This is a genomic window from Pseudomonas sp. Lz4W (genome assembly GCF_000346225.2).
Taxonomy (GTDB): domain Bacteria; phylum Pseudomonadota; class Gammaproteobacteria; order Pseudomonadales; family Pseudomonadaceae; genus Aquipseudomonas; species Aquipseudomonas paraversuta.
Genome location: NZ_CP017432.1, coordinates 2,523,474 through 2,543,079 on the forward strand (window position 1 = coordinate 2,523,474; position 19,606 = coordinate 2,543,079).

Genomic DNA, 19,606 nt, shown 5'->3' on the forward strand with positions numbered 1-19,606 from the left:
GAGCGCCATGTCCGACCTGTTGCCCCCAGACCTGCACTATGTCGATGACACGCAGCCAGGTATCACGCGCAAGAAACTGCGCGGCAAGTTTGCCTACTTTGACCCGCACGGGCAGCGCATCAGCGATCCCGGGGAAGTTCAGCGGATCAACGCCCTGGCCGTTCCGCCGGCCTATACCGATGTCTGGATCTGCGCTGACCCGCGCGGCCATATGCAGGCCACCGGCCGTGATGCCCGGGGCCGCAAACAATACCGCTATCACGTTCGCTGGCGGGAAGTGCGCGATGCCGATAAATACTCCCGGCTGCGGGACTTTGGCCTGGCCTTGCCGAAACTGCGCCGGCAACTGGACAGCCTGCTGGCGGCCCCCGGTTTCAGCCGCGAAAAAGTCATGGCCACGGTACTGACTTTGCTCGATGCGACCCTGATCCGGGTCGGCAACAGCCAATATGCCAGGGACAACCGTTCCTACGGCCTGACCACCTTGCGCAGCCGGCATGTGGAGGTCAGCGGCAGTACCATCAATTTCCGTTTCCGCGGCAAAAGCGGGGTAGAGCACAACATCTCCGTGAAGGACCGGCGTGTGGCGCGGATCATCAAGCGCTGTCTGGAGATTCCGGGGCAAAACCTGTTCCAGTACCTGGACGAGAATGGCGAGCGCCACACTGTCAGTTCTTCCGACATCAATGCCTGCCTGCACAGCCTCACCGGCGCGGACTTCACGGCCAAGGACTACCGCACCTGGGCCGGCAGCGCCATGGCGTTATCGGTGTTGCGCGAACTGCAATGGCAGCCGCAGGCCGATGCCAGGCGGCATGTGGTGGACATGGTCAAGAGCGTTGCCAGGCATTTGGGCAACACTCCGGCAGTCTGCCGCAAGTGCTACATCCACCCGGCCGTACTTGAAGGGTATGTAGCGGGCGCCCTGGCCGAACTGCCCCGTCCCCGAGTGCGCAAGGGGCTCAAGGCAGAAGAAGTCGGTCTGGCGATGTTCCTTGAAAAGATGCTCGAAACGGCCCCGGCCGGGCAATAGAAGGAGCCCGTGCGGGGCCGTGGCTCGACCACCGATTACGCACCAGGTTTTTGGCAGCGAAAAAAGAGGATCCGTCATGAACGACAAGCTGGATGAGTACCAGAAAAAACGCGATTTTGCAGCCACGCCGGAGCCCGGCGGTGCAGATCAAAAGGCTTCGCAACGCCATGGGTTCTGTATCCAGAAGCATGACGCAAGCCACCTGCACTACGATTTTCGCCTTGAGCTGGAAGGCACGCTCAAGAGCTGGGCCGTGCCTAAAGGACCAAGCCTGGACCCCCGGGTCAAGCGTCTGGCGGTGCAAGTGGAGGACCATCCACTGGATTACGCCACGTTCGAGGGGCATATCCCTGAAGGCAACTATGGGGCAGGGGATGTGATTGTCTGGGATAACGGGGTGTGGAAGCCCATAGGCGACCCGGTCGAGTCATTCAAAAAAGGCAAGCTGCAGTTCCAGCTCGAAGGCCACAAGCTGCAAGGCATCTGGAACCTGGTGCGTTCACAGCAAGAGGGCAAGAAAAAGCTCTGGTTTTTGATCAAGCACAAGGACGATGCCGCCAGAGCGCAGGCTGATTTTGATGTGCTCACCCAGCGCCCGGAATCCGTAATCAGCGGTCGCACCCTCGGGCCCGGGCCGGCAAAGCACAAGCCACGGCAGGCCTGATAAAGGGAACGTTAGCGGTCCTGCACTTGTCCACCGTTGCAATAACCCCAAACCGGCGTCTGGCCGGTAACCACAACGAGGTGAACATGCGCAGCATCATTTCTGCATCAATACTGGCCGGTCTCATGTGCGCAGTACCCTTCGCAGCCCAGGCTGGCGATGAAAAGCCCAGTGACTGCAAACCGGGGCAAATCCTGGCGCAGTCCATGGATCTGAGCAGTTGCTATGGCAACGGCGACAAGGCACCGGACCAATACACCCGCGACACGGCCGCGATAAAAAACTGGAAAGCCAAGGGGCTGCCGCAACCCTCGGATACCGAGCAGTGGGTTGAAATCAGCGGGCATTACGTCCTGGTCAATCGGGTCAATTCGGTGATCAAGGAGATACGCAGCAAGGACGCCAAAGTCCTGGCCCAGTAGCTTCCCCACGCGCAAGGTGCTCCCGATGACCCACCCGACCCCACTGGAAAAGTCGGCGAGCACCTGACATCTGCAGCGTCATATGGGTTACAAAGTGCACTTGATAAAAATAATTACCCATGATGGATCGAGGCCTTACCTATGCAGTTGTCCCGCTTTTCCTTCACCGCAGCCACCGTTCTGGCGCTGCTTGTCAGTGCCGCCGTCAACGCCGCCGAGACGGATCCGCAAGCCTTGCTGGCCAAAGCCCGGGCCGAACAGCCTGCTTATCTGGACACCTTGAAAACCCTGGTCGCAGTGGATACCGGGACCGGGACCAAGCCGGGTCTGGACCAGGTCAGCGCGCTGCTGGTCAAGCGCCTGGAGGCTCTGGGGGCCAAGGTCGAGACCAGTCCGGCCAGTCCTTCGGCAGGTGACAATATCGTCGGCACCTTCAAGGGCACAGGTAATAAAGACTTCCTGCTGATGGTGCATTACGACACCGTATTCGGCCCCGGAACCGTGGCCAAAAGGCCGTTTCGCACCGAAGGTGAGCGTGCCTATGGCCCGGGTGTCGCCGATGCCAAGGGCGGAGTGGCAATGATCCTGCACGCGGTCAAGTTGTTGCAGGATCAACAGTTCAAGGACTACGGCACCCTGACCATACTGTTTAACCCCGACGAAGAAATGGGCTCTGCCGGGTCGAAAAAAATCATTGCCGAACTTGCCCGCAAACATGACTACGTATTCTCCTACGAGCCACCGGACACAGATGCCGTGACCGTGGCCACCAATGGCATCAACCAGCTCAGTATGGAGGTCAAGGGCAAGTCCTCCCATGCGGGCTCCGCGCCGGAAAAGGGTCGCAATGCTCTGACCGAACTGGCGCATCAGATCGTGCAGCTCAAGGACCTGGGCGACCCGGCCAAAGGCACCACGGTTAACTGGACCATGGCCCGGGCCGGCGACAAGGCCAATATCATCCCCGACCTGGCGAGCGCCCAGGCCGACATGCGCTACTCGGATGTGGCCGAAAGCGACCGGGTTCTGGCCGATGCCAAGCGCATTGCGCAGAACACATTGATCCCGGACACCGAAACTGCGATCACCCTGCACCAGGGCCGGCCGCCGTTGGCGAAGAATGCCGGCTCCGAATCCCTGGCCAGAACGGCGCAACAGCTCTATGGCGAAATTGGTCTGAAGGTTGAACCTATCGCCATGCGTTTCGGCACGGATGCGGGTTATGCCTATGTGCCGGGGAGTGCCAAGCCGGCAGTGCTGGAAACCATGGGCGTGGTCGGTGCAGGTTTACACGCAGAGGACGAATACATCGAACTGAGCAGCATTGCGCCGCGGCTGTACCTGACCGTGGCAATGATCAGGGAGCTCTCCAGATAAACCCGCCCCCCGTCCATCTGTAGGAGCTCGCTTGTTGTAGGAGCGAGCTTGCTCGCGAGCCTTTCAGCGAAGAGCTTCTACACGCGGCCATGGGCCTGGGAAGCCAGTTCTGCGGTATCCACGCGCACAAAGATTGAATCACCGACCGCCGTCAGCACATCCCCCGCATAGACCTCGCAGATGACACGGCTTTTGCGTCCCACCTCACCTTCGACTCTCGCCCGCAAGGTCAGGGGCACACCCATCGGGGTCGGTTTGACGAACTTGATCCCCAGATTGCCGGTGACGCAATTGATCCGCGGCAGGCTGTCGACCTCACGCTGCTGCGCACGGTAGTGAAAAGCCATCGCGGTCCAGTTCGAATGGCAATCAACCAGCATCGCAATCAAGCCGCCATAGACCAGGTCCGGCCAGCCGCAATATTTGGCATCCGGCAGGTGCTCGGCGATTACATGCACCCCGTCCTCATGCCAGAAACTCTTTACGTGCAGGCCGTGGACATTGCTGGTGCCGCAGCCGAAACAAACCCCTTCAGGGGCCGCGCTGTCTTGCAGGGAACAACCGAGCTGAGTAGTCATTGGGCATTGCTCCTTGATATGTGTCTGCCAGATGCCATTACGTTAACGTACCCCCCCCGTAGGAGCGAGCTTGCCTCGCGATAGCCTCGAGAGCACCCGACATCCAGACAAAAAAAACGGCGTGACCGAAGTCACGCCGGGGTATTGCCAGTCAGTGCGCGGATATCGTGGGTCCTTGCCCTGACTGTTTGAACCTGTAGCGCTTCAGCCGCGCTCGATGGCCACGGCCACTCCCTGACCACCACCGATGCACAGGGTGGCGAGGCCTTTTTTGGCGTCGCGCCTGATCATCTCGTGCAACAAGGTCACCAGCACCCGGCAGCCCGAGGCGCCGATCGGATGGCCCAGAGCAATGGCTCCGCCGTTGACATTGACCTTGTCCATGTCCCATTCCAGCTCTTTACCCACCGCCAATGCCTGGGCTGCGAAGGCTTCGTTGGCTTCGATCAGATCCAGCTGGTCGAGGCTCCAGCCAGCCTTGGCCAGGCAGCGCCGGGTGGCCGCTACCGGGCCGATGCCCATGATGGCCGGATCAACCCCGGCACCGGCGTAACCCGAGATCCGCGCCAGTACCGGCAGGCCCAGCGCCCTGGCTTTGTCGGCACTCATCAACATCACGGCGGCGGCCCCGTCATTGATGGTCGAAGAGTTGCCGGCGGTGACGCTGCCGTCTTTCTTGAACGCCGGCTTGAGCAGGCCAAGGGACTGCAGAGTGATGCCTTGACGGGGTTGCTCGTCCACCGCAAACGACAGCGGGTCGCCCTTGCGCTGGGGGATCAGGATCGGCGTGATCTCGTCGTCGAAACGGCCGCACTCGATGGCCGCACAAGCCTTTTGCTGGGACGCGACAGCAAAGGCATCCTGCTGTTCACGGCCGAGCTGGTACTTGTCCACCAGATTCTCGGCAGTGATGCCCATGTGGTAGTCGTTAAAAGCGTCCATCAAGCCGTCGTGGAGCAGGCTGTCGATCATCCTGGCATGGCCCATGCGCAAGCCGGTGCGGGCAGCAGGCAGCACGTAGGGGGCCAGGCTCATGTTCTCCATGCCACCGGCAATAATGACCTCTGCATCGCCGCAGCGGATCGCCTGGGCCGCCAACTGGACCGCCTTGAGACCGGAGCCGCAGAGCTTGTTCAGGGTCATGGCGGGAACGCTGTGGGGCAGGTCGGCGAATATCGACGCCTGACGCGCGGGGTTTTGCCCGCAACCGGCGCTCAGCACCTGGCCGAGAATCACTTCATCCACCTGATCAGCGTCCAGACCGGTTTTGACCAGCAACTGGCGAATTACCGCGGCGCCCAGTTCGACTGCCGGAATAGTGGCCAGGGCCCCCTGAAAACTGCCTATGGCTGTGCGCGTGGCCGCGACAATGACGACTTCTTGCATCACATTGCTCCTTGAAAAAGCCAGGTCAGGCGAACTGCATTTCTGGTACATGCTCGGGCACGATCAACTTGCCGGCGGTCTTGCGCACAATTTCTTCCACGCTGACCCCGGGGGCACGCTCCTTGAGGATGAACGCACCGTCAGCGATTTCCAGGTAGGCGAGGTCGGTCAGAACCCGCTTGATGCAGCCGGCACCGGTCAACGGCAGGCTGCAACGGGACAGCAGTTTCGACTCGCCGTCCTTGGACGCATGGGTCATGGTGACGATGATATTGTCGGCCCCCGCCACCAGGTCCATCGCGCCGCCCATGCCCTTGACCATTTTGCCGGGGATCATCCAGGAGGCGATATTGCCCTGCACGTCCACTTCAAAGGCGCCGAGCACGGTCAGGTCGATGTGACCGCCGCGAATCATGGCGAAGGATTCTGCCGAAGAGAAAATCGAAGCCCCGGTGCGGGCAGTAACTGTCTGTTTGCCGGCATTGATCATGTCGGCGTCAGCTTGCCCTTTTTGCGGGAATGCACCCATGCCGAGCAGGCCGTTTTCTGATTGCAGCATGACTTCCATGCCTTCGGGGATGTAGTTGGCCACCAGGGTCGGAATGCCGATGCCGAGGTTCACATAGAAGCCGTCCTGCATTTCGCGGGCGACGCGCTGGGCCATTTGTTCGCGGGTAAGAGCCATTATTGTTCTCCGTGGAGCCAGGGCTGAGGGCAGGGGATCAGGAACGTTCGGTGAGTTGCTCGATGCGTTTCTCGAACGTGCCGCAAATGATCCGGTCGACGTAGATGCCAGGGGTATGGATCTGTGTCGGGTCCAGCTCGCCGGGCTCGACGATCTCTTCAACTTCGACCACGGTGATCTTGCCCGCGGTGGCGGCCAGCGGATTGAAGTTTTGCGCGGTGTGGCGGTAGATCACGTTGCCAAAATGGTCAGCCTTCCAGCCTTTGACAATGGCGAAGTCGCCGGTGATCGACTCTTCCATCAGGTAGGCGCGACCCTTGAATTCGCGGATTTCCTTGCCGTCAGCCACTGGCGTGCCTACACCGGTAGCGGTAAAGAACGCAGGAATACCGGCGCCACCGGCACGCATCTTCTCGGCAAGAGTGCCCTGGGGGGTCAGAACCACTTCGATTTCGCCGTCCAGCAACTGCTTCTCGAACAGGGCGTTTTCCCCCACGTAGGAGGCGATCACTTTGCTGACCTGGCGGTCTTGCAGCAATACCCCCAGACCAAACCCGTCAACCCCGCAGTTGTTCGAGACCACCGTCAGGTCGCGAGTGCCCTTGCGCTTGATCTCGTTGATCAGGTTTTCCGGGATACCGCACAGGCCAAAGCCCCCGGCGATCACGGTCATGCCATCTTCGAGCCCGGCCAGGGCCTCCTCGTAGGACGCCACACGTTTGTCGAAACCTGCCATAGACACCTCTTTTATTGTTAGTGGTGGGTGGTTAGCCAATGGCAGCGAGTGTCACTCCGGGTAATTGATTTGTTAAATTGTTTTTTAAGGTTTATTAATTGGTAAAGTAAATCAATGACTCCAGGGTGCAGCCCATGACCGTAAAACAGATGCGTGCCTTCCTCGCCGTGGCCCAGAGCCTGAGCTTCGCCGTGGCCTGTGAACGCCTGCATTTGTCGCAGTCGGCGCTGAGCCTGACCATCAAGGCGCTGGAGGAGGGGCTGGGAGGGCGCCTGTTCAGCCGTACCACACGGCATGTGGCCTTGACCCCCGAAGGTGAGTCGCTGTTGCCGCTGGCCCGACGGCTGATTGCCGAGTGGGACAATGCCGAGGACGAGATGCGCCAGCGCTTCACCCTGCAGCGGGGGCGGGTAACCCTGGCAGCGATACCTTCGTTTTCGGGCAATCTGCTGCCGCGTATCCTCAAGAACTTTCGTACCCGCCACCCCCGGCTCAACGTCACGGTCAACGACGTGATCAACGAACAGGTGCTGGAGATGGTGCGTGATCGTCAGGTGGAGCTGGGTGTGGCATTCAAGCCGGGCCCGGGGTCAGCGCTGACCTTTACCCCGCTGTATATGGACCGGTTTGTCGCAATAGTGCCCAGTGATTCGCAGTGGGCCGGGCGTTTGCTGATTGATTGGCAAACCCTGCTGGAACAACCCTTCATCACACTGCAGCGACCCTCTGCCGTACGGGTGATGCTCGAAGAGCATTTGCAGGCCCGGCAGATGAAATTGCCGGTGGAATTTGAAAGTCATCAACTGGCTACGGTCGGACGCATGGTCGCCAGCGGGCTGGGAGTCAGTGCAGTTCCGGCACTGTGCGCCGAACAGATGCGCGAGCTCGGCGCCCGCTGCATCACCTTGCATGAACCCGTGATCGAACGGGCCATGGGCATCCTGACCAAACCCGGCCATGAGTTGTCGGCAGCGGCCCAGGCGATGTTTGACAGTTTGCTCGGCGAGAAACTTGGCGAACGGTTTTGCGACTAAGGTCCGGATGGCCCCTGGCAGCGGCCGTGTAATCTTTGGTTACATCATTAAGATACTCTTAGTCATTGCCAGCTATTCCTAAACATCTTGCAGCACTGATTCAGTGCATGAACTTGAATGCCTCAGTGATAGTGGCAAAAAACTTAACCTGTCGCATCTGATAACTAAAGTCTCGCGCGTAACTTGGCCCTAGGACTCCTACAGACACCTCGGACCTTTATTAAGAACAGTCCTAACTTGTAATGCATCAAATACCCATATGCCTTGTTTGAATCGGCCGCCAAACGTACCGCCTGTATTATTTAATAAAGTGATTGAGTAAGATGCCGCCGCTGCATTCAATAAACTGCGCTCCCGAGGCGCTTACTATGGAAGTTACTTATATGTTGTCTTTGAAAAAAACCTTGCTCGTTACTTGCCTGTTGGCAGTTTCTGGAAGTGCACTGGCCGCCAACAAGGCCGACCTGCTTGTGATCGGCAAGATCGTTCCCGCCGGCTGTGACGTAACCATCGGCACGGGTGCACCTCTGGACCTGGGCGATATCCATGTCGCCGATCTGAACCCCGATCCTGATAAACCAACTCCACTGGCTAACCGCAGCGTTCCTTATAGCCTTACCTGCACCGGCCCGGTGGCCATCAGCACCCGCTGGCTCGACAACAATGAAGCCCACGGTACCCACCCCGTGAGCCATAACTTCTTCAGCCTGGGCAAAGATGCGTCTGACGCCCCTATCGGCCACTTGTGGATCCAGCACGGTGGTGGCGCAAGCGTAGCGGTAACCGGTAATGGCGCTGAAACCCATGCCAATGTCATCACCAGCGTCGACGGTATTGTCTGGACTGATGCGACCTACGGTCAGGCCAGCAAGCGTCAGGTCAACTCCTTTGCGCCAGCGGGGGAAATGACACCCGCGGCCTACACCACCTATAGCGGAAGATTCACACTCAAGCCGCAAATTGCGCCGACCAGTACCCTGGACCTTAACAATGCGCTGACCATTGATGCCAGTGCCACCATGGAAGTGACTTACCTGTAACTGTAGTTTTGCCTCTGTCACGCCGAATATTATTCGGCGTGACAGTACGATTATACTGCGGGCAATATGCATGAACGCCGGGTAACAGTAGCGGCCAAACTCAGGGTGGTACTTTTTAGAAAGGGGTGGGCCTATTCATAACTGCCGAACCCATGATTGACTTATAACGCCGCAAGTATGCGCCACATAAAAATCCAACATCTACAGGCTGGCACTGTCGTGAACTATGTATTGCTTCGACCCCCGATTTTTTTGCCAGAGAAAACGCCGGCTAAACAAGGTGAGTTTAAATCCACACCTATAACTGAATATGAGCTGAAAATAGGAATACTCCTAATTGCTTGCGCCCTAGGAGTATTCCTATTTTAAGTTTTGCAACAGGTCGTCAGAGTGCTGGCCGCCGTAATTGGCCTGCTCTGAAGCATTGATTCGAGCAGTTTTATTCATCAAGACATAGACGAACCATTATGAATATTAAAAAAACTTTGCTTGCAACCTGTCTTCTGGCTGCTTCGGCCAATGCATTGGCCGCGACCACTGCCGACCTGAAAGTTACCGGTAAGGTGGTACCTGCCAGCTGCGACGTGACCATCGGCACCGGAGCCCCCGTGGATCTGGGTGATATTCAGGTCAGCGCACTCAATACTGACCCCGATAAGCCAACCGCACTGACCGTTCCTGCGGTTCCTTACAACATCACCTGTACCGGACCGGTCGCCATCAGCACCAGCTGGGTTGATAACCAGGAAGCCGACGGTACCTACCCTGCAACTGGCGTCAACCTGTTCAGCCTGGGCAAAGATGCGGCTGACGCCCCTATTGGCCACCTTTGGATCCAGCACGGTGGTGGCGCAAGCGTTGCAGTGACGGGTAATGGCGCAGAGACCCATGCCAATGTCATTACCAGTGCCGACGGTATTACCTGGGTTGACTCATCCTACGGTCAGGCCAGCAAAACCCTGATTAACTCCTTTGCTCCAGCGGGGGCATCAACGCCCGCGGCCTACACCACCTATAGCGGTCGCTTCACACTCAAACCGTCGATAGCCCCCGTGAACGAGCTGGACCTGAGTACCTCGCTGAACATCAATGCCAACGCCACCATGGAACTCAGCTACCTGTAATGGTTGACCGTGCGCCGGATCCACTCCGGTGCATACAGACGCAATGCTCGTCCGGTTACTTGTGGCTACAGCACGGCGGTGGCGCAAGCGTAGCGGTAACCGGCAGTGGTGCTGAAACCATTGAATCGAGCAGTTTTACCCATCAAGACATAGAGGAACCATTATGAATATTAAACAAACTTTGCTTGCAACCTGTCTTCTGGCTGCCTCTGCCAATGCATTGGCGGCGACCACTGCCGACCTGAAAGTTACCGGTAAGGTGGTACCTGCCAGCTGCGACGTGACCATCGGCACCGGAGCCCCCCTGAATCTGGGTGACATTCAGGTCAGCGCACTCGAAAGCGACCCTGCCAAGCCAACCCCAATGCCCAACGCTACTCTTCCATACAACATCACCTGTACCGGACCGGTCGCCATCAGCACCAGCTGGGTTGATAACCAGGAAGCCGACGGTACCTACCCTGCGGCTGGCCACAACCTGTTCAGCCTGGGCAAAGATGCGGCTGACGCCCCTATTGGCCACCTTTGGATCCAGCACGGTGGTGGCGCAAGCGTTGTAGTGACGGGTAATGGTACGGAAACCCATGCCAATGTCCTTGCCAGTAACGACGGTATTACCTGGACTGTCACACAGTACGGTCAGGTCAGCAAAATCGCGATGAACTCCTTTGCTCCAGTGGGGGCAACAACGCCGGCTGCCTACACCACCTATAGCGGCACCTTCACACTCAAGCCGCAAATTGCCCCTGTGGACACGCTGGACCTGAGTACTTCGCTGAACATCAATGCCAACGCCACCATGGAGCTGAACTACCTGTAACTGTTGCCCCGCACCGGATTCGCACCGGTGCAGGCAGACGCAATGCGCGTTCGGCGTGGGCCATTCAGGCCACCTGAGCTCATTGCCGTGTAACAGCGCTCAACAAGGTGCCTCCGGGCGGGGCACCTTTTCATTGTTGCCGAATCGCCAATAGTCGTCGTCACGCTTTTCTGCGGATCTTTATCCCGGGCCCAACGGCGCAAGAGCGCGAGTGACTGAACCCTTAAACATTTCCCGGACTCCTTGAAGTTCGCCAAAGGTCGTGCCCATATTTTTATTTCGCCTACAGAGCCCCAGATGCTTGCTCAGCTTTTTTATCCTGGCCCTGGCCAGTTGGTTGCCGCCAGTCCAGGCCGCCGGCATGGTCCCCGACACCACCGTCGTGATTGTCCAGGTGGCTGACGGCGAAGGCCGGATCAATGTCACCAATACCGATGCACAGGCCGCACTGCTGCATAGCTCTCTGCAAAACATTGCCGAAGACAAGGAAACCCTGCTGGTGGTAACGCCGCCCCTGACCCGCGTCGAACCGGGGCAAAAACAGCTGGTGCGTTTTATCCTGCAGGCGCGCACGCCGGTCACCACCCAGCGTCTGAAGCGCGTGATATTCGAAGGCATCCCGCAAAAGAAAACCGACGCCAAATCCACGGTCACCATGAACGTACGCCAGAACCTGCCGGTGATTATCCATCCCGAAGGTTTGCCCATGAAAAACGATCCCTGGGTGCTGCTCAAGTGGACCCGCTCCGGCAATACCCTGACGGTGAATAACGACAGCCCGTACGTGGTGCGCCTGACCAAGCAACTGACCCTGCTGCCAGGCAAGACCGCGGCTGAACTGCCCAATAACTACATTTTGCCGGGCCAGACCCTCAGCGTGAAACTCCCCGACCAGAGCCCTGAATCGCTGACTTCGGTGCAATTCACCCCAGCCAGTATTTACGGATTTGCCGTCAACGCATTTACCGCCCCCCTGAACTGATCCTCTGTTTTTAGTATGTCAAGGATGTCCTGGATGATTTTGAAGCCCATGGCAGCGCGTGTCTGTGGCGCGCTGTTTCGCCACCTGAGACCTTCGAGCCTGCTGGCCCCTTTGGCCTTGCTGAGTGTTGAGGCACTTGCCAAGCAAACCGACAGTGCCCATACCCGTCTTGAGCCTGCCGAGCTGCTGGCGCAATTTGATGTGCAAATGCTCAAGCACCGGGGCATCGACCCGGCTGTGGCACAGTATTTTGCCGCCGCACCGCGATTCGGCTCTGGCAATCGACGGGTAGAGTTATGGGTCAACGGTAACCCCCGCGGCCAGGTCGAAGCCCGTTTCGATGATGAAGGCCAGTTGTGCTTCAACCGTGGGTTGCTGGATCAGGCGGGATTGAAAATCCCCAAGGCGCAATGGCAGATAAACCCGGGGCAAAGTCCGGATATCCAGGCTATTTGCTACGACTTTGCCGGTGCCTGGCCGCAAACCGAAGTCGAATTGTTACCCAACAGCCAGCAAGTGCGGCTGGTGGTGAGTCACGATGCCCTGCGCCCGGAGGCGGTGGACCGTGGCATCTACCAGAGCGGCGGTGCCGGGGCGCTGATCAATTATGAACTGCAGACCTTTACCTCGCAGTCCGGCAGTTACTCCAGCAATTATCATTCGGCCAATACCGAGCTGGGTTTTAACCTGGGTGACTGGATAGTGCGCAGCAGCCAGTCGTTTACCGCCAATGATAACGGCAATGACTTCCAGACCCTCTACACCTACGGCCAGACCACCTTTGTCGAACAGGCCCGCACCCTGCAAGTGGGGGAGATCAATATCAGTGATTCGGTGGTGGCCGGTGCGCCCATCACCGGCTTGCAACTGGTGCCCGAGTCGGCCCTGAAAAGCGGTAGCCAGGGCGCCACGGTTGACGGCATCGCGCAAAGCCAGGCCCGGGTCGAAGTGCGCCAGGCCGGTGCATTGCTCTACACCACGGTAGTGCCGGCCGGGCCGTTCAGGCTGTCGGATATCCGTTTGCTCAACAGCAACACGGATCTTGATGTGCGGGTGATCGAAGCCGATGGTCAGGAGCAGCGCTTTACGGTGGCCGCCGCATCGCTGATTCGCACCTCGTTGTCGACCCCGGGAATGTCCCTTGCCGTGGGCAAGCTGCGTACCTTCGACAGCAGCAGCGGCGGGGCCAAACCCCTGATTGCCACGGCCAGCGACGGCTGGCTGCTGGGTTCCAGCAACAAAATTTCTGCCGGCGCCATGTTGGCTGACAACAATTATCAGGCCCTGGCACTGGAGCTGGATTCAGTGCTCAGCCCCACCACGGCACTGACGGTGCGCACCGTGGCGTCCAAGGCGCCGAAGGTCAAGGGCGCAGGCGGGCAGGTCAGTGCCAGCCTCAGTACCCGTGTCAGCGAAAAAATCAGCGTCAACCTCAACACCACCCAGCAAAGCCAGGGCTACCGTGACCTGCTGGACACCACTAACCGGTATAACGAGTACGACTCCAGCGGGCTGGCCCGCTCCCAGTACGGCGTATCGGCCGCCTGGAGCGATCCGGTGCTGGGCAGTTTCAGCAGCACCTGGTCGACCTCCCGCACGTTTGCCGGGCACAGCTCCGAGTACCTGAGCGCCAGCTGGAGCAAGTCATTCCCGCGTTTCAGTGTTAACGCCAGTGTGGAAAAGACCACCCGCAACCTGAACCGCAAGGAGCAGACCCGGCGCTCACGCAATGAAGGGCCACAAACGGCACTCTACTTGTCGGTCAGCGTGCCCCTGGGCAGCGGCCGCAGTACCCGGGCCTACGCCAGCCAGCGTTCGGATCGCACCCGCTACGGTGCCAGCTTCAATGACAGCAGTTTTGAACGGTTCAATTACAACCTGGCAGTGGAGCGCGAAGTGGAAAACGTCAGCCAGCAGTTATCTGCCAACGCCAGCCTGCTGACCCCTTATGCCCAGACCTCAGCCGGGGTTTCCACCAGCGACGACAGCCGCAGCTACAACTTGCGGGCCAGCGGCGGGGTAGTGGTGCATGAGCAGGGTGTGACGCTGTCGCCGTATCCGGTGCGCGACAGCTTTGCCATTGCCTCGGTAGGGGATGTTTCGGGGATCAAGTTGCAGACCCCGAGCGGTCCGGTGTGGACCGATGGCGCGGGGCGTGCGGTGATCGCCAGCCTTAACCCGTACAGCTCGACCAGGGTGGAAGTGGAAACCAAGGATCTGCCACGCAACATCGATATCCGCAATGGCCACCAGATGCTCTCTGCGGCCCGTGGTTCGGTACACCGGATGGATTTTGAAGTGCTCAAGAGCCGGCGGGTGCTGTTGACGGTAATGGATGCCAAGGGCGGTGTTCCGGCCAAGGGCGCCAGTGTCGTGGATGCCAATGGCGGCTTTGTCACCAGCGTCATCGATGACGGCCAGGTGTACCTGAACCACCTGGAACATGCCACACCGCTGCGCATTGAGCACAGCGACGATCAGTCCTGCGAGTTGAGCTTCGAGGTCCCCGAGGAGCAAGACCTGGAAAGCTATTTCGAAACCCTCAATGCCAGCTGTACCTCTGAGCCAAAAGCCATGCTGGCCGCCAATGGGAGAACCCTGTAAATGACTATTCCGGACCCTCGCCGCAAGCTGCTCCCGGTCTCATTACTGTTGCTCCTGTTGGGGGGCAGCCCGCACTTGCTGGCCAGCGATTGCGAAATCACCTTGAGCAGCCAGCATCTCGATTACGGCCCTCAGCAACACCCGTCCGGAGCCGTAACGCCGCAGGCCAGGCACCTTCTGGACCGGCGCGAGGTGCGCCTGAACGCCAATTGCCTGGCAGATTCGGCCATCGAGTTGAGCCTGCACGGGCCCGTGCAATCGAACCGGATGAAGTTCAGTGATCAAGGCCAGGTCAGCATTCAAATGAGCCGGGCGCAACTGGATGGCCGCCCGGTCGGCCTGGCCAGGCTGAGTGATCTGGGGGCTACGGGGGTCGGTCTGGAGAGTCTGGCGAGCGCACCGGGCGATATCATTGTTCCGGTCGAAGGCGGCCTTCCGGCACGCGGCAAGAGCCTGGTGCTGAGCCTGGAAATTGTGCCGGAGCTGCCGTTGAGTGACATGCGCTCGCGGGATGCCAAAACCCACGAGGGGCAGTTGCGCATCGACGTCAGCGCAACATGAGCCGCCATGCTTATGCCCCTAGGCCTCATCAAATTTTGCAACAGGTGATTTTATGCGTCCCTTAACTAGCTTGCTCCTGCTGTTGTTGGTTGTTGCGGGCACTGCACAGAGTGCCTCCAGCGTAGACCTGAGTATTAGCGCCACCACTCACCCGGCGGCCTGTGATATCCGTCTGGAGAATGGCGGTCACGTTGACTACGGGGTGCTGCAGCGCAGTGACCTGAACGCCGATAGCAGCCGTGAAACCCTGTTGCCGGCCAGGAACCTGGGCTGGTCGATCAGTTGCGGGTATGCGGTGCCGGTTGGCCTGCAATGGACCGACAACCACGCCGCCTATGGCAGCCTGCCTGTGGGCACGCAGTATTTCAGCATGGGCAAGGATGGCCGGGGTGCGCCGATTGGCAGCCTGGAGATCCTCTACGGTGATGCCACTGTCGCTGACGGGCAAACCGTATCAGCCATCTCCAGGCAGACAGGAAGTGCCACCTGGATACCCAACCTCACTGGTATCGTCGACAACCGTTTCGTACTGGCATTTGCCGCTCCCGGAACCGGCACCCTCGGGGCATTTGCCAGTTACTCCGGACAGTTGCTGCTGAGCACGCGCATTGCGCCGCTCGATACTCTGGACCAGACCCGGGTGATCCAGCTGGACGCCAGCGCAACGGTGGAGATCATCTACCTGTAGGCCATTGGCCGGTCAGCAGTACAAGACCGGCCGAAGCGTGTACGGGTGGTTACTGGTTGGCGTAGCGAGGCGAGCACTGATCACTCTTGTACATCCATGAACTCCTTGGCCCAGGCCACATAGTTTTCCGGCAGCGTATAGGTGTGGGTCAATTCTGTGGCGCTCAGATTGGAGGTGCTGTGGGTCAGCTGGCGCTGGGCCCGCAGGCTGTCGTAGGTGGCCTTGATGGCGGCAAAGTAGGCTGCATGTCCGGCCACCACCACGCGCACGCCCAGACTTGCCAGGCGCTGGCTGTCATTGAGTTCGGGGTTGCCGTAAGTCACCAGCATCAAGGGCACGCTGAGTTTTTCCGAGATCTGCTCAAGGTGCTCGAAGTCCTTGATGCCGACGATGCAGATACCATCGGCACCGGCTTTCTCGTAGGCCAGGGTGCGTTCGATAATGGCACTGGTTGGCAACACCCCGGCATTGGTCCGGGCAATGATTGAGAGACCGGGATCGACACGGGCTTCCAGGGCGGCCTTGACCTTGCCAATGCCTTCCTCGATGGAAATCAGGTCAGTGGATTTGCGCGCGAACTGGGCGGGCAGCAGGGTGTCTTCAATGGTCAGTGCCGCAACCCCGGCGCGCTCCAGTTCTTCGACGGTGCGCATCACATTCAGGGCATTGCCATAGCCATGGTCGGCATCAGCTATGAAGGGCAATTGGGCCACTCGGCCGATGCGGGTGGCCTGTTCAACGAACTCACTCAGGGTGATCAACGCAAAATCGGGGGCTGCCAGTACCTGCAGCGACGCTACCGAGCCGCCCAGGATGCCGACCTCAAAACCAAGATCGGCAGCGATGCGGGCGGACATGGGGTCGAAAACAGAAGCAGTTTCGACGCACATTGGCGTGGCCAGCAGTTCACGAAAATTGCGACGAAGATCTGAGTGGGAAATTTTGGACATGTTCTTTCCTGGTTCTGGCCATCGTCAAAATACGATCAATGCCCGCTGTTCATAGTGCGGCAAGACTATCACGCAAGAAAACCGGGGATCATGACGTTTAAGCATGGGGTATGCGCCAAGCGCAGGCTTTGCTCCTGGCAAGTGTAGGAGCGAGCTTGCCTCGCGATGGCGCAATGTCCTTGCCGGATGAAATGACTGACACACCGCTATCGTTGGCAAGCCAGCTCCCACAGGGTGAAAGCGGCATTTGTAGGAGCGAGCTTGCCTCGCGATGGCGCAATGTCCTTGCCGGATGAAATGACTGACACACCGCCATCGCTGGCAAGCCAGCTCCCACAGGGTGTAAGCGGCATCTGTAGGAGCAAGCTTGCCTCGCGATGGCGCAATGTCCTTGTCGGATGTAAGGACTGACTCACCGCCATCGCTGGCAAGCCAGCTCCCACAGGGTGGAGCTGCATCTGTAGGAGCAAGCTTGCCTCGCGATGGCGCAATGTCCTTGCCGGATGAAATGACTGACACACCGCCATCGCTGGCAAGCCAGCTCCCACAGGGTGGAGCTTCATCTGTAGGAGCGAGCTTGCCTCGCGATGGTGCAATGTCCTTGCCGGATGAAATAACTGACTCACCGCCATCGCTGGCAAGCCAGCTCCCACAGGGTGATAGCGGCATTTGTGGGGGCGAGCTTGCCTCGCGATGGCGCAATGTCCTTGTCGGATGTAATGACTGACACACCGCCATCGCTGGCAAGCCAGCTCCCACACGGTTTAAGCGTCATATCGGCATGCAACAAGCGCAGCGAGCCTGGCCATTGATCTGTAGTGTCAGCGTGCATCCATCACTGCCCGGTTACTGAGCAGGATCTTGCCGCTGGCCTCGGCGATCTGCTCGCCGCGCTGGTTGCTGCACAGGCCGGTGAGTACGGCAATGCCGCCGTTGCTCCTGGGTTTGTTCAGGGTTTCGGTGATGGTCCATTGCACCCTCAGAGTGTCCCCGGCAAACACCGGGGCGACGAACCGGCAATTATGTTCAAGGTAAGCCACGGCTGTGCCGTAGAAGTACATGCCGATGGAGGCCGACATAAAGGCGCCGGTCATCGGCCCGTGCAGGATTGGCCGGCCGAAACGGCTGGCGGCGCAGAATTCGGCATCGCTGTGCAACGGGTTGAAGTCGCCAAACATGCCGCAGGCACGACTGATATGGGAGGCGTCGATGGTCAGCGACTGGCCAAAGGTCTCACCCTCGGTGATTTCGTCGAATGCTTTTCCTACAAAGTTCATACATCAAGCTCCATGGCTGTTCGGTGCTCTTCGCGTTCGCGTAGGGCCTTGCGAATGATTTTGCCGGTGGTGGTCATCGGCAGTTCGTCGAGGAACTCGATTTCCCGGGGGTATTCGTGGGCAGCCAGCTGGGCCCGGACATGGGCCTGCAGTTGCCCTACGGTCTCGGCGCTGGCGGCATAGCCGGCATTGAGGACCACAAATGCCTTCACCACTTCAGTGCGAATCGGGTCTTTCTTGCCGATAGCCGCAGCCATTTTTACCGCCGGATGCTTGATCAGGCAGTCTTCGATCGGCGTCGGGCCGATGCGATAGCCGGCGCTGGTGATGACGTCATCGTTGCGCCCGAGAAAGAAGATATAGCCGTCTTCATCCATCGAGCCTTTGTCGCCGGTCACCAGCCAGCCGTTGAGGTATTTCTCTTCAGTGGCCGCAGTGTTCTGCCAATAGCGCAGCATCTGGCTGCCGTTGGGCGTCGCCACGGCAATATGCCCCGAGTCCCCGGTGGGTACGACCACCCCGTAGTCGTCGATGATGGCAACGTTGAAACCTTCGACGGCCCGACCTATTGCATGTGGCCGGCAGACACCCAGGGAGGCGCAGGAGGACACCACCAGGTTGCATTCGGTCTGGCCATAGAATTCGTTGATCCGCACCCCCAGTGCCTGATCGCCCCAGGCCAGCAATTCGTCGCCCAGCGACTCGCCGCCGCTGGCAACCGAGCGCAGTGCCAGCTGCCAGCGTTGCTGCGGGTTTTCTACAGGACGTAATAGCTTGAGTGCGGTCGGCGGGAAAAAGACATTTTTGATCTGCAGTTCTTCAATCAGCTCGAACACCTCTTCAGCGACGAACTTTTCGGCACGGTAGGCCACCACCGGTACCCCGTGGTACCAGGCAGGCAACAGTACGTCCAGCAGGCCGCCAATCCATGCCCAGTCAGCCGGGGTCCACATCCGGTCGCCGGGCTGGGGGAAGTCGTCGTGGGAGCTGCGTACCCCCGGCAAGTGGCCGAGCAATACGCGATGGGCATGCAGTGCACCTTTGGGGTGACCGGTAGTGCCGGAGGTATAGATGATCAGGGCCGGGTCTTCAGCGCCGGTGTCGAGGGTCTCGAACTGGTCACTCTGGTCCTTGAGCCGGGCATGATAATCCAGCACCCCGGCCCGCTGCGTGATCGGGTCGATGACATAGCACAGCTTCAAATCGGGGAGACGGTCCCATACCTTTTCAATCTTTTGCAGGCCGCTGTTATCGGTGATAAGCACACCCATTGAACAGTTCGAGGCGCGATGCTCGATGGCATCGCTGCCGAACAGCTTGAACAGCGGAACTGCAATTGCCCCCAGCTTGTACAGGGCAATGTGTGCGGTTCCGGCCTCCAGCCCCTGGGGCAGCATGATCCCGACCCGGTCGCCGGGCTGCACACCTTGTTCGCGCAAGCTGTTGGCCAGGCGGTTGGCTTGCTGTTGCAAGGTCAGGAAACTGTGCTGTTGTACCGAGCCATCGGCGTTTTTCTGAATAATCGCAATGCGCCCGGGTTCGGCGGCCCAGCGGTCGCAACAGGCCCGGGCGATGTTGAAACGCGGGGCCGTCTCCCACTGCGGGTGTCTGACAGCGGCGTGCGGGGTAGTCATGGTCAAATCCT

18 protein-coding genes and 1 pseudogene are annotated in these 19,606 nt (G+C 59.2%); 12 read left to right on the forward strand and 7 right to left on the reverse strand.

Translation table 11 applies throughout. The features are described from left to right. Positions 1 to 7 precede the first annotated feature (7 nt). The 4 genes and pseudogenes from B195_RS11645 (at position 8) to B195_RS11660 (ending at position 3,496) form a co-directional block, all read left to right on the forward strand. Complete coding sequence (locus B195_RS11645) at positions 8 to 1,033, forward strand: DNA topoisomerase IB (protein ID WP_003445486.1); 1,026 nt, start codon at positions 8 to 10, stop codon at positions 1,031 to 1,033. Between the two features lie 76 nt (positions 1,034 to 1,109). Further along, positions 1,110 to 1,694, forward strand: a pseudogene (locus B195_RS11650) (DNA polymerase ligase N-terminal domain-containing protein); the annotation flags it as partial. 89 nt (positions 1,695 to 1,783) lie between these two features. Next, a complete protein-coding gene (locus B195_RS11655; protein ID WP_003445489.1) occupies positions 1,784 to 2,119 on the forward strand; it encodes an RcnB family protein in 336 nt (111 codons plus the stop codon). Between the two features lie 141 nt (positions 2,120 to 2,260). After that, the gene (locus tag B195_RS11660; RefSeq protein WP_003445492.1) at positions 2,261 to 3,496 is read left to right on the forward strand and encodes a M20/M25/M40 family metallo-hydrolase; all 1,236 of its coding nucleotides are present in this window, start codon (positions 2,261 to 2,263) and stop codon (positions 3,494 to 3,496) included. 77 nt (positions 3,497 to 3,573) lie between these two features. Here the strand turns inward: B195_RS11660 and B195_RS11665 are convergent, their stop codons facing one another. From B195_RS11665 to B195_RS11680, 4 genes are all read right to left on the reverse strand, one after another. Then, on the reverse strand, positions 3,574 to 4,074 hold the full coding sequence (locus B195_RS11665) for a PaaI family thioesterase (RefSeq protein ID WP_003445494.1): 501 nt from the start codon (positions 4,072 to 4,074) through the stop codon (positions 3,574 to 3,576). Positions 4,075 to 4,278: 204 nt separating this feature from the next. After that, the gene (locus B195_RS11670) at positions 4,279 to 5,460 is read right to left on the reverse strand and encodes an acetyl-CoA C-acetyltransferase (RefSeq protein ID WP_003445496.1); all 1,182 of its coding nucleotides are present in this window, start codon (positions 5,458 to 5,460) and stop codon (positions 4,279 to 4,281) included. A 25-nt stretch (positions 5,461 to 5,485) separates the two neighbouring features. Continuing rightward, the gene (locus tag B195_RS11675; RefSeq protein WP_003445499.1) at positions 5,486 to 6,145 is read right to left on the reverse strand and encodes a CoA transferase subunit B; all 660 of its coding nucleotides are present in this window, start codon (positions 6,143 to 6,145) and stop codon (positions 5,486 to 5,488) included. A gap of 37 nt (positions 6,146 to 6,182) precedes the next feature. Next, entirely contained in the window at positions 6,183 to 6,881 is a 699-nt protein-coding gene (locus tag B195_RS11680; protein WP_003445501.1) for a CoA transferase subunit A, read from the reverse strand. A gap of 134 nt (positions 6,882 to 7,015) precedes the next feature. On the opposite strand from B195_RS11680, the gene B195_RS11685 reads away from it, so the two are divergent. The 8 genes from B195_RS11685 (at position 7,016) to B195_RS11720 (ending at position 15,734) form a co-directional block, all read left to right on the forward strand. After that, positions 7,016 to 7,915: a LysR family transcriptional regulator gene (locus B195_RS11685; protein WP_003445503.1), complete on the forward strand. Its 900-nt coding sequence runs from the start codon at positions 7,016 to 7,018 to the stop codon at positions 7,913 to 7,915. Between the two features lie 368 nt (positions 7,916 to 8,283). Next, positions 8,284 to 8,955: a DUF1120 domain-containing protein gene (locus tag B195_RS11690; protein ID WP_238143927.1), complete on the forward strand. Its 672-nt coding sequence runs from the start codon at positions 8,284 to 8,286 to the stop codon at positions 8,953 to 8,955. Between the two features lie 467 nt (positions 8,956 to 9,422). Next, positions 9,423 to 10,079, forward strand: coding sequence for a DUF1120 domain-containing protein (locus tag B195_RS11695; protein ID WP_003445506.1), 657 nt, complete (start codon positions 9,423 to 9,425; stop codon positions 10,077 to 10,079). Positions 10,080 to 10,242: 163 nt separating this feature from the next. Continuing rightward, a complete protein-coding gene (locus tag B195_RS11700) occupies positions 10,243 to 10,899 on the forward strand; it encodes a DUF1120 domain-containing protein (protein ID WP_003445508.1) in 657 nt (218 codons plus the stop codon). Positions 10,900 to 11,200: 301 nt separating this feature from the next. After that, the gene (locus B195_RS11705; protein ID WP_003445510.1) at positions 11,201 to 11,881 is read left to right on the forward strand and encodes a fimbria/pilus chaperone family protein; all 681 of its coding nucleotides are present in this window, start codon (positions 11,201 to 11,203) and stop codon (positions 11,879 to 11,881) included. A 33-nt stretch (positions 11,882 to 11,914) separates the two neighbouring features. Then, a complete protein-coding gene (locus tag B195_RS11710; RefSeq protein WP_003445512.1) occupies positions 11,915 to 14,485 on the forward strand; it encodes a fimbria/pilus outer membrane usher protein in 2,571 nt (856 codons plus the stop codon). Further along, positions 14,486 to 15,046, forward strand: a complete 561-nt coding sequence (locus B195_RS11715; protein ID WP_003445513.1) for a hypothetical protein — start codon at positions 14,486 to 14,488, stop codon at positions 15,044 to 15,046. It abuts the gene before it with no gap. 52 nt (positions 15,047 to 15,098) lie between these two features. Beyond that, positions 15,099 to 15,734, forward strand: a complete 636-nt coding sequence (locus B195_RS11720; protein ID WP_003445515.1) for a DUF1120 domain-containing protein — start codon at positions 15,099 to 15,101, stop codon at positions 15,732 to 15,734. Positions 15,735 to 15,814: 80 nt separating this feature from the next. On the opposite strand, the gene B195_RS11725 is transcribed toward B195_RS11720, so the two are convergent. The 3 genes from B195_RS11725 to B195_RS11735 form a co-directional block, all read right to left on the reverse strand. After that, complete coding sequence (locus tag B195_RS11725; RefSeq protein WP_003445517.1) at positions 15,815 to 16,684, reverse strand: oxaloacetate decarboxylase; 870 nt, start codon at positions 16,682 to 16,684, stop codon at positions 15,815 to 15,817. A gap of 821 nt (positions 16,685 to 17,505) precedes the next feature. After that, positions 17,506 to 17,961, reverse strand: coding sequence for a MaoC/PaaZ C-terminal domain-containing protein (locus B195_RS11730; protein ID WP_003445520.1), 456 nt, complete (start codon positions 17,959 to 17,961; stop codon positions 17,506 to 17,508). Then, complete coding sequence (locus B195_RS11735) at positions 17,958 to 19,595, reverse strand: AMP-binding protein (RefSeq protein ID WP_003445522.1); 1,638 nt, start codon at positions 19,593 to 19,595, stop codon at positions 17,958 to 17,960. Before B195_RS11735 ends, B195_RS11730 begins: the two co-directional genes overlap by 4 nt. Between the last annotated feature and the right edge of the window lie 11 nt (positions 19,596 to 19,606).

Coding starts and splice junctions, on each gene's coding strand:
- B195_RS11710 (WP_003445512.1), top strand. CDS start 11,915: ATGATTTTGAAGCCCATGGCAGCGCGTGTCTGTGGCGCGCTGTTTCGC.
- B195_RS11720 (WP_003445515.1), top strand. CDS start 15,099: ATGCGTCCCTTAACTAGCTTGCTCCTGCTGTTGTTGGTTGTTGCGGGC.
- B195_RS11695 (WP_003445506.1), top strand. CDS start 9,423: ATGAATATTAAAAAAACTTTGCTTGCAACCTGTCTTCTGGCTGCTTCG.
- B195_RS11735 (WP_003445522.1), bottom strand. CDS start 19,595: ATGACTACCCCGCACGCCGCTGTCAGACACCCGCAGTGGGAGACGGCC.
- B195_RS11685 (WP_003445503.1), top strand. CDS start 7,016: ATGACCGTAAAACAGATGCGTGCCTTCCTCGCCGTGGCCCAGAGCCTG.
- B195_RS11665 (WP_003445494.1), bottom strand. CDS start 4,074: ATGACTACTCAGCTCGGTTGTTCCCTGCAAGACAGCGCGGCCCCTGAA.
- B195_RS11680 (WP_003445501.1), bottom strand. CDS start 6,881: ATGGCAGGTTTCGACAAACGTGTGGCGTCCTACGAGGAGGCCCTGGCC.
- B195_RS11655 (WP_003445489.1), top strand. CDS start 1,784: ATGCGCAGCATCATTTCTGCATCAATACTGGCCGGTCTCATGTGCGCA.
- B195_RS11660 (WP_003445492.1), top strand. CDS start 2,261: ATGCAGTTGTCCCGCTTTTCCTTCACCGCAGCCACCGTTCTGGCGCTG.
- B195_RS11700 (WP_003445508.1), top strand. CDS start 10,243: ATGAATATTAAACAAACTTTGCTTGCAACCTGTCTTCTGGCTGCCTCT.
- B195_RS11675 (WP_003445499.1), bottom strand. CDS start 6,145: ATGGCTCTTACCCGCGAACAAATGGCCCAGCGCGTCGCCCGCGAAATG.
- B195_RS11725 (WP_003445517.1), bottom strand. CDS start 16,684: ATGTCCAAAATTTCCCACTCAGATCTTCGTCGCAATTTTCGTGAACTG.
- B195_RS11645 (WP_003445486.1), top strand. CDS start 8: ATGTCCGACCTGTTGCCCCCAGACCTGCACTATGTCGATGACACGCAG.
- B195_RS11670 (WP_003445496.1), bottom strand. CDS start 5,460: ATGCAAGAAGTCGTCATTGTCGCGGCCACGCGCACAGCCATAGGCAGT.
- B195_RS11690 (WP_238143927.1), top strand. CDS start 8,284: ATGGAAGTTACTTATATGTTGTCTTTGAAAAAAACCTTGCTCGTTACT.
- B195_RS11715 (WP_003445513.1), top strand. CDS start 14,486: ATGACTATTCCGGACCCTCGCCGCAAGCTGCTCCCGGTCTCATTACTG.
- B195_RS11730 (WP_003445520.1), bottom strand. CDS start 17,961: ATGAACTTTGTAGGAAAAGCATTCGACGAAATCACCGAGGGTGAGACC.